The sequence below is a fragment of the Nocardioides malaquae genome, assembly GCF_015070385.1.
GTDB lineage: Bacteria > Actinomycetota > Actinomycetes > Propionibacteriales > Nocardioidaceae > Nocardioides > Nocardioides malaquae.
Genome location: NZ_JADCSA010000007.1, coordinates 207,233 through 215,414 on the forward strand (window position 1 = coordinate 207,233; position 8,182 = coordinate 215,414).

The following is an 8,182-nucleotide window of genomic DNA, read 5'->3' on the forward strand; positions in this document are numbered from 1 at the left end:
CTCAGCGAAAGCGCCTCAACCGCAGCGAGTTGGTGACCACGAAGACGCTCGAGAAGGCCATCGCCGCGCCCGCCAGCATGGGGTTGAGCAGCCCGGCCGCCGCGAGCGGCAGCGCCGCCACGTTGTAGGCGAACGCCCAGAACAGGTTGCCCCTGATCGTCGCCAGGGTGCGTCGCGAGAGCCGCACGGCGTCGGCGGCGGCGGCCAGGTCGTCACGCACCAGGGTGAGGTCGCTGGCCTCGATCGCCACGTCGGTGCCGGCGCCCATCGCCAGCCCCAGGTCGGCCTGCGCCAGGGCGGGAGCGTCGTTGACTCCGTCGCCGACCATCGCCACCACCCGGCCCTCGGACTGCAGCCGGGTCACGACGTCGACCTTGCCCGCCGGCAGCACCCCGGCGACCACCTCGTCGATGCCGACCTCGGCGGCCACCGCGCGCGCCGCCCCCTCGTTGTCGCCGGTGACCAGCATGGGAGTCAGCCCGAGGCGACGCAGCTGCTGCACTCCCTCCACCGCCGACGGCTTGAGGGTGTCGGAGACGACGAGCACACCGCGGGCGACGCCCTCCCAGCCGGCGACCACGGGCGTACGCCCCTGGGCCTGCGCCGCGGCCACCGCGTCGGCGACCTCGGGGGGCACCGTCTCGAAGAGCGAGGGACGACCCACCGTCACCTCGGTGCCGTCGACCACGCCTCGGGCCCCGAGACCGGGCAACGCCGCGATGCCGGAGGCCACCGGACGCTGGGGAGTCGCCTCGACCACGGCCCGGGCGATCGGGTGCTCCGAACCCGCCTCCACCGCCGCGGCGAGCCGCTGGAGGTGGGCTGCCTCGACACCGTCGGCCGGCACCACGTCGACCAGCGACATCACGCCGGTGGTGACGGTGCCGGTCTTGTCGAGCAGCACCGTGTCGACCCGCCGGGTCGACTCCAGCACCTCGGGCCCCTTGATGAGGATGCCCATCTGCGCCCCCCGTCCGGTGCCGACCAGCAGCGCGGTCGGGGTGGCCAGGCCCAGGGCGCAGGGGCAGGCGACGATCAGCACGGCCACTGCGGCGGTGAAGGCCGGTCCGACGCCCGCGTCCGTGCCGAGCCACCAGCCGAGCGTGCCGGCCGCGAGCAGCAGGACCGCCGGCACGAAGACACCCGAGACCCGGTCGGCCAGACGCTGCACCTCGGCCTTGCCCGACTGCGCCTCCTCGACCAGGCGCGCCATCTGTGCCAGCTGGGTGTCGGCACCGACCCGGGTGGCCCGCACCAGCAGACGCCCGTGGGCGTTGACGGTCGCCCCCACCACCTCGGCGCCCGGACCCACCTCGCGCGGCACCGACTCGCCGGTCACGGTCGAGGTGTCGATCGCGGAGGTGCCGTCGACGACCACTCCGTCGGTGGCGACCTTCTCGCCGGGCAGCACCACGAACTCGTCGCCGACGCGCAGCTCCTCCACCGGAACCGTGACCTCGACGCCGCCGCGCACCACGCGTACGTCCTTGGCGCCCAGCTCCAGCAACGCCCGCAGGGCGGCACCCGACCGACGCTTGGCCCGCTTCTCGAACCACCGGCCGAGCAGCAGGAAGGTGGTGACGCCCGCCGCCACCTCGAGGTAGACGTTCATGGAGGGGTCACCGCGCTCGATGGTGAGCTCGAAGGCATGGGTCATGCCGGGCTCCCCCGCCGAACCGAGGAAGAGCGCGTAGAGCGACCAGCCGAAGGCAGCCAGCACCCCCATCGAGACGAGGGTGTCCATCGTGGCCGCGCCGTGGCGCAGGTTGGTCCAGGCAGCCCGGTGGAAGGGCCAGGCGCCCCAGACCACGACAGGGGCGGCCAGGGTGAGGGAGGCCCACTGCCAGTGGGTGAACTGCCACGCCGGCACCATCGCCAGCACGATCACCGGCAGGCTCAGCAGCGCGGAGACGACCAGCCGCTGGCGCAGCGCCTCGAGCTCGACCTCGCCGCGCTCGACGCGGCCGGTCTGCCCCGTCTCGGCGTCGCGCTCCTTGCGCGGCGGCTGGGGCAACGTGGCGGAGTAGCCGGCGGCCTCGACGGTGGCCAGCAGCGTCTCCACGTCGACCTCCGGGGCGTGGCTCACCGACGCCTTCTCCGTGGCGTAGTTGACGCTGGCGCTCACCCCCTCGAGCTTGTTGAGCTTGCGCTCGATGCGGTGGGCGCACGAGGCGCAGGTCATCCCCGAGATCTCGAGCTCGAGCTCAGTCGTGGGGCTGGTCATCGCTTCCCTCTACGTGTGGCTGGGCGTGTGGCTGCGTGGAGTGGCTGGGGGCGGGCGCCTCGGGAGGTGTCTCGTCGGGTCCGTAGGCCGCGCCGAGCGCGTAGGCCAGGGCGAAGACCACCGCCACCGCGAGGGCGAAGGCGGCCAGGCGCACGGGCGTACGCTCCCACCACGGCGAGGCGGTCACCCCGGGAGTCACTCTCAGACCACCTGGTAGCCGGCCTCCGCGACCGCGGCCACAACGGCGGGACGGTCCACGGGGTCGGTGGAGGTGACGGTCAGCTGCCCGGACTCGAGCACGACGTCGACGTCGGTCACGCCGGGCACCTCGCTGACCTCCTCGGTCACCGACGCCACGCAGTGGCCGCAGGTCATGCCGGTGACGGTGAAGGTCTCGGTGTGGGACTGGTGGTCGGTCGTCATGGGGTGCTCCTTGATGGTGGACGGGTGCGGTAGGGAACTGTCGGGGCGCGCCAAGGGCGCCGCCGGGGCTACTTGACGAGGCGGGCGATCGCCGCCATCACCTCGTCGATCTTGACGCCCGCCTGCTCGTCGCCGGCGCGGGCGGCCTCGACGACGCAGTGCTCCATGTGCTCGGCGAGCAGGGCGAGGCTCACCGACTCCAACGCCTTGGTGACCGCGGAGACCTGGGTGAGCACGTCGATGCAGTAATTCTCCTCGTCGACCATGCGGTGCAGGCCGCGGACCTGCCCCTCGATCCGCTTCAGACGGGCGAGGTGGGCGGCCTTGTCGCCGAGGTAGCCGTGAGCCATACCTCCATGTATACCCCCAGGGGGTATCAGGTTCAAGGGGGGCAGGGCAGGAACGCCGAAACCCCCGTCCGTGGGACGGGGGTTCTCGGAAACGGGCTTCGAATCGGGCGTCAGCGCTGCCGGGGGATCGGGACGACGCCCAGGAGGCGGTCGATCTCGTCGAGACTGAGCTTGGCATCCGACTCGCTCGCAGCGACGATCAAGGTGGTGGTCAACTCCACCTCACCCAACAGATCGCCGTCTTCGAGCGTCACGTCGAAGGGATCGAACAACACCTGACCTCCTCACGGTCACGACCCGTTGCCGACGCGGCTGCTGAGGTCATCTCATCGGTCCGGATGACCACCGCGTCCTTGCCTCCAAGAGTGCCCCCGGAGGGGGTGCAGAAACTGGCGAATCGCGAAATCTCCCCCAACCGGGGCATGCCCTCGACCACCCACGCGGGGTCTTGACCCCCTCGGCAAAATGCACCGAGGCCCCACCCGGTGGGTGGGGCCTCGGTGACCGAAGCTCCGGACAGGTGCGTCCGGCGGACTCGGATCAGAGGGGGCGAACGTTCTCCGCCTGCGGGCCCTTCGGGCCCTGGGTGACGTCGAACTCAACCTTCTGGTTCTCGTCGAGGGACTTGTAGCCCTGCGACTGGATGGCCGAGTAGTGCACGAAGACGTCGTCGCCGCCGTCTTCCTGCGCGATGAAACCGAAACCCTTTTCGGCGTTGAACCACTTCACGGTGCCCTGAGCCATTGCTCTTGTACTCCTTAGTCGGGGCGAGAGCCCGCCACTTCGACGGGCCCGCACCAGATGCGGTGACACGTCGCTCCGACTTCTGACAAGAGTCCGAAGAAGGGAACGCCGTTGGATCACGAACTCCGCGGGCGTCTACCTGCTGGAACTGCACCTGTTGCAGTCGGGACACTACCAACTTCCGGCCCGCGCACCAGTCCCCCCACGGGACAATCTCAACTCGCTGCGTGAACTTTGCGTTACGCCCGGGTGAGGTCCGGTTGCGTCCGCACGCACCCCACGTGAAGGAGGCCACGCGACCCACACCGTGGAGTCTCTCCTCGCGCGCGGGTCGACCCTGCGATGATCGGTGCCGACATCGCGCCCGGACACGGGTCGCAGGCGGAGCCTCCGCCACCGTCACCAAGGGGACACCAGCACGAACAGGGGAAGACCCATGACGACGCACACCGGCGGGACCGGCGACGACGACACCACCCCCGCGGAGGCTCCAGCCCACGCGGACGGCGACGCGACGGAGGAGACCACTCCGCGGCTCGCCATCCCCGCGAACCTGTGGGACACCGGCCTCTTCAAGCCCGCGCGCGTACGCCCCGGCGCGAGCACCACTCCCGACGCACAGCCGCGCCTCACCGGGTCCCTGCTCTCCCGCCCCGAGGACCTGGACGCGCCGGCCGCTCCGGACGTGGAGCCCGGCGCCGAGGAGGCGGAGGCCGCCGAGGCCACCGAGGCCACCGAGGCCGGACCCTCCGGCATCGACCCCGACCTGGTCGTGCCGGCCGCCCTGGCCGCCATGGCGTGGGGCGACCAGCCCCCCGCCGAGCAGGACGACCCGGCAGAGGAGGACGCCCGTGTGGATCAGGACGAACCGGCGGAGCAGGACGAACCCGCCGACGAGGCAGCGGAGGTCGACGAACTCAACGAGCTCGGCAACGGTCAGGCCGACCTGAGCGCGGGGACGCCGACGCAGGAGGTGCGAGTCGTCGAGCCCGTCATCGCTCCGATCTCCGAAGCCGACCTCGAGGCTGAGCCGGAGGTCGACGCTGAGCCGGAGGTCGACGCTGAGCCGGAGGTCGACCCTGAGCCGGAGGTCGACCCTGAGCCGGAGGCCGATGAGCAGTCTGAGGCCAGCACTGAGCCAGAGGCCGACGATGAGGCAGAGGACAGGGCGGCCCCCGAGACCGAGGCAGAGCCCGAGCCCGAGCCCGAGGACGAGGCAGAGCCCGAGCCCGAGGGCGAGCCGGAGGTCGAGTCGACCGCAGAGCGGCCCGCGATCCAGATGGATGACGAGCCCGCCTCCGACGCCGCCGACTCCACGGACGCCACCGTCGCCGTGGCCCTCTCCCCGATCGCAGCGGCCGAGGCTGCTGCCCGGGGTGACTCCCCCGTCGAGGCCACCCAGGTCGCCACGCCCGCGGTCGACGCCACCCGGGTCGCCACCCCGGCGGTCGAGGCCACCCAGGTCGCCACGCCGGTCGACACCACGCGCGTCTCCCCCGCAACCAGCGAGACCGCTGTCGTGACCACGACCGCCCCGGTCGACCTGGCGCCGGCGGAGGAGGAGCGACGCCGCGGCCGTGGCTGGATCGTCCTGCTGGTGCTCGTGCTCGTCCTGGCCCTCGCGGCAGGCGGGTGGGTCTGGTGGCAGCGCAGCCAGGACGGTCCGATCCGCGACTCGTTCGCCGACGCGCACGGCTCCTTCGTCTCCGCCTCCTCCCAGCTGCAGACGGCGGAGTCGCTCGACGACGTGGCCGCGGCGGCCGACGACCTCGCCGGTGCCACCACGCTGCTCGAGGAGAGCAGGGACGCGGCCGACGGACACACCTCGTCACTGAGCGCGTCGGTGCGCCGCGCGGTCGACGCCGAGCTGGACGTGGCCCGCGCCGGGGCCCAGCTGGCCGGACTGGCCGAGCGCGACTTCACCGTCTGGGGAGCCGCCCGCAGCGACCTGCGCAACGGACTGGAGTCGCTCGAGGGCGTCGAGGGCGACATCGTCGCTGCCGGCGGCAGCACCGAGGACCTCCCCGCCACCGACGTCGTGGGCAGCATCGACACGATGGTCGGCGAGGAGGCCAGCCGCAGCGCGCGGCAGCGTACGCGCCGGGCCGCCAACCGCCTCGCCTCCGCCGAGGTCGTCGCCGACCTGCGCCAGGTGGGCCGCGCGTCCCGCAACGCCGCCACGGAGCTGGGGGCCGCCATCGACAGCCTCAGCGGTTCGGACGTCGACACCGCCGGCATCGACGTGCACCGGAAGGTGGCCGACGCGCTGAGCCGCCTCACCCGCCTCAAGCCGGCCACCCTCAACGAGTGGGAGCCGATCCGCACCCGGGTCGAGCGCGAGGCCACCGACCTGCCCGACGACGCGCAGGCCGAGGTCACCGCCGGACTCGCCGCGGCCGACACCATGGTCAGCGCCGCAGCGACCGCCTGGCAGGAGTGGCAGGACGCCACCGAGGGAGCGCGTACCGCCAAGGAGGAGGACCTCGAGGCCGTCCGGGGCGCGCGCGAGGAGATCGACGCCGTGCTCGCCGACTTCGAGACGCTCGACGAGAACCTCGCCGGCTACCTCAGCGCCAGCACCCCGCCCGTGCCCGGTGGTCCGGGCAGCGCGACCCTCACCACTCTGACCGAGGCCGCCGACGCGCGCGACGGGCTGCGTACGCGCGTGGTCACCCTCGGCACGCCCGCCGAGGTCGCCGAGGAGATCACTGCCCTCGCCGACGCCCTCGCGGTGCACGCCGGCACCGTGCGCGCCGCCGCCGACGCGGCCGGTGCCTGCGTGCTGACCTGCCAGGTCACCGACACCCCGCAGTGGCAGGCCCTCGTCGCCCAGCGTGAGGAGCAGGCCGCCGCCGTCGCTGAGGCCGTCGAGGCGTGGCGCGAGGGGTCGCAGGAGGCCCTGCGGGAGATCCGCCGACGCGAGCTGCCGGAGAAGCCGAAGATCTGAGCCGGCCGGACCTCAGCGGTTGCCGGGCAGCACCAGGTTGGCGCCGCCGCCGGGCCAGCAGGTGAAGCCCGCCGGCACCGACTGCTGCGACTCGACCATCGCCTGCAGCGTGTCGAGGCAGCGCGAGACCAGCACGTTGGGGTTGTTGCTGACCGAGTCCGACAACGCCTTGTTGGCCGCCGCCTGGGCGCGGTTGGTGCGCTCGGCCTGCAGCGCCACCTGCGTGCGGGCGACCTCGGCCTGGAACTCGTTGATCTTCTTCTGCGTCTCCGGCGAGAGGCTGATGCCCGAGATCGTGACGAACTCGATCTTCACGTAGCCACCCGACGCGGCGACCCGCTCCTTCATCGACTCGGTGACCTCCGCGGCCAGGCCGTCGTAGTCAGGCACGAAGTTGAGTCGCTTGTCGGAGTTGGGGTCGACGGTGACCAGCTCGGCGGTCGGGTTGTAGCCGCCGAAGACGGCGTTGATCGCGTTCTTGAAGACGGTCTCGACCAGCGCCTCGCGCACGTTGGTGTTGACGTCGTCGCTGCGGTAGTCGGCGTAGATCTCGTCGGCCTTCTCGGCGACGATCGACCAGCGGATCGCGGTCTCGACCATCGCGGTGGTGCCGTCGCCGATGCGCACCTCGATGCGCTCGTCGCCCTGGTACTTGTTGGTGATCTTGGTGCCGTCGAGCTCCGTCACCTTCTGCCACGGCGCCTTGACGTGCAGGCCGGCCGGCAGGGACCGGGTCGGCTTGCCGAAGGTGGTCAGCACGCCCACGTTCTTGGCCTGGATGATCGTGGTGCAGGCCAGCGCCAGCAGCACGACAGAGGCGATGAGGGGAAGCACGGCCAGCTTGCGACCCTGCCCCTGACCGGCGACGAACATCGCCACGGCGACGAGCAGCAACGTGACGGCGAGGAGGAACGTGAACACGGGTTTCCCTTCAGGGACGACGGTCGGGCCCGGGTGACCCTATCGGCGCCTGACGGCGCGGCGGTCACGGGTCCACCCGCCCTCGTACGCTCTGGAGCCCCCGCCGGCACCTGCCGAAGTCACACCAGCAACGATGTTCGTCAGCATTGCACCTCCTCCGCACGCTGACCCCAGTCCCTGGCACCGGGCCACTGCGGCGGAAGTTCACGGCGGGCTGTGACCCCTCAGCGGGGATTCCCGGAGCGCGGGTACGAACGTCCGCAGCGCTGGCCCCTCGGCGACGGGTCAGCTCCAACGACAGTAGGCTCGCCCCAGAGGTCCCGCCGCGCGGGGCCTTGGGCCTCTGGGGGTTCTACTCTTTAATCCTGACCTGCGATAACACATGCATGAGGTTCATTCACGCAGGTCAGAGCCAGAACGCACCTTGCTCGCTTCGGAACGGGGCTGGCGGGATCTGGAACGTGTCCCGCTGCTGAGACTGAAGGCAGTTCGTGCGCAAAACTGATGCTCCTATTGGCCGTCAAGGCCGTGGGGACTCAGCGCTGCAAGATCAGCTGCCAGGCGAATCCCACA

Annotated in this window: 8 protein-coding genes; 1 reads left to right on the top strand and 7 read right to left on the bottom strand. The window is 71.6% G+C overall.

Features of this window, described 5'->3' with window-relative positions; all coding sequences use genetic code 11:
* Position 1: 1 nt before the first annotated feature.
* The 6 genes from IEQ44_RS09400 to IEQ44_RS09425 all read right to left on the bottom strand — a co-directional run bounded on the left by IEQ44_RS09400 (position 2) and on the right by IEQ44_RS09425 (position 3,741).
* A complete protein-coding gene (locus tag IEQ44_RS09400; protein WP_193638193.1) occupies positions 2-2,224 on the bottom strand; it encodes a heavy metal translocating P-type ATPase in 2,223 nt (740 codons plus the stop codon).
* Positions 2,205-2,423: a hypothetical protein gene (locus IEQ44_RS09405; protein WP_227487184.1), complete on the bottom strand. Its 219-nt coding sequence runs from the start codon at positions 2,421-2,423 to the stop codon at positions 2,205-2,207. Before IEQ44_RS09405 ends, IEQ44_RS09400 begins: the two co-directional genes overlap by 20 nt.
* A gap of 2 nt (positions 2,424-2,425) precedes the next feature.
* On the bottom strand, positions 2,426-2,647 hold the full coding sequence (locus IEQ44_RS09410) for a heavy-metal-associated domain-containing protein (protein WP_193638194.1): 222 nt from the start codon (positions 2,645-2,647) through the stop codon (positions 2,426-2,428).
* Between the two features lie 68 nt (positions 2,648-2,715).
* On the bottom strand, positions 2,716-2,997 hold the full coding sequence (locus tag IEQ44_RS09415) for a metal-sensitive transcriptional regulator (RefSeq protein ID WP_193638195.1): 282 nt from the start codon (positions 2,995-2,997) through the stop codon (positions 2,716-2,718).
* Positions 2,998-3,107: 110 nt separating this feature from the next.
* On the bottom strand, positions 3,108-3,272 hold the full coding sequence (locus IEQ44_RS09420) for a hypothetical protein (protein ID WP_193638220.1): 165 nt from the start codon (positions 3,270-3,272) through the stop codon (positions 3,108-3,110).
* Positions 3,273-3,537: 265 nt separating this feature from the next.
* Positions 3,538-3,741 (bottom strand): cold-shock protein, encoded by a 204-nt coding sequence (locus IEQ44_RS09425; RefSeq protein WP_028650227.1) that lies wholly within the window; start codon positions 3,739-3,741, stop codon positions 3,538-3,540.
* A 436-nt stretch (positions 3,742-4,177) separates the two neighbouring features.
* Here IEQ44_RS09425 and IEQ44_RS09430 point away from each other — a divergent pair, with 436 nt between their 5' ends.
* The gene (locus IEQ44_RS09430) at positions 4,178-6,688 is read left to right on the top strand and encodes an amino acid adenylation domain-containing protein (RefSeq protein WP_193638196.1); all 2,511 of its coding nucleotides are present in this window, start codon (positions 4,178-4,180) and stop codon (positions 6,686-6,688) included.
* Positions 6,689-6,700: 12 nt separating this feature from the next.
* On the opposite strand, the gene IEQ44_RS09435 is transcribed toward IEQ44_RS09430, so the two are convergent.
* Positions 6,701-7,609 carry an SPFH domain-containing protein gene (locus tag IEQ44_RS09435; RefSeq protein ID WP_193638197.1) on the bottom strand — a complete coding sequence of 303 codons (909 nt, stop codon included), beginning with the start codon at positions 7,607-7,609 and terminating at the stop codon, positions 6,701-6,703.
* Positions 7,610-8,182 lie beyond the last annotated feature (573 nt).

Coding starts and splice junctions, on each gene's coding strand:
- IEQ44_RS09400 (WP_193638193.1), bottom strand. CDS start 2,224: ATGACCAGCCCCACGACTGAGCTCGAGCTCGAGATCTCGGGGATGACC.
- IEQ44_RS09410 (WP_193638194.1), bottom strand. CDS start 2,647: ATGACGACCGACCACCAGTCCCACACCGAGACCTTCACCGTCACCGGC.
- IEQ44_RS09415 (WP_193638195.1), bottom strand. CDS start 2,997: ATGGCTCACGGCTACCTCGGCGACAAGGCCGCCCACCTCGCCCGTCTG.
- IEQ44_RS09425 (WP_028650227.1), bottom strand. CDS start 3,741: ATGGCTCAGGGCACCGTGAAGTGGTTCAACGCCGAAAAGGGTTTCGGT.
- IEQ44_RS09430 (WP_193638196.1), top strand. CDS start 4,178: ATGACGACGCACACCGGCGGGACCGGCGACGACGACACCACCCCCGCG.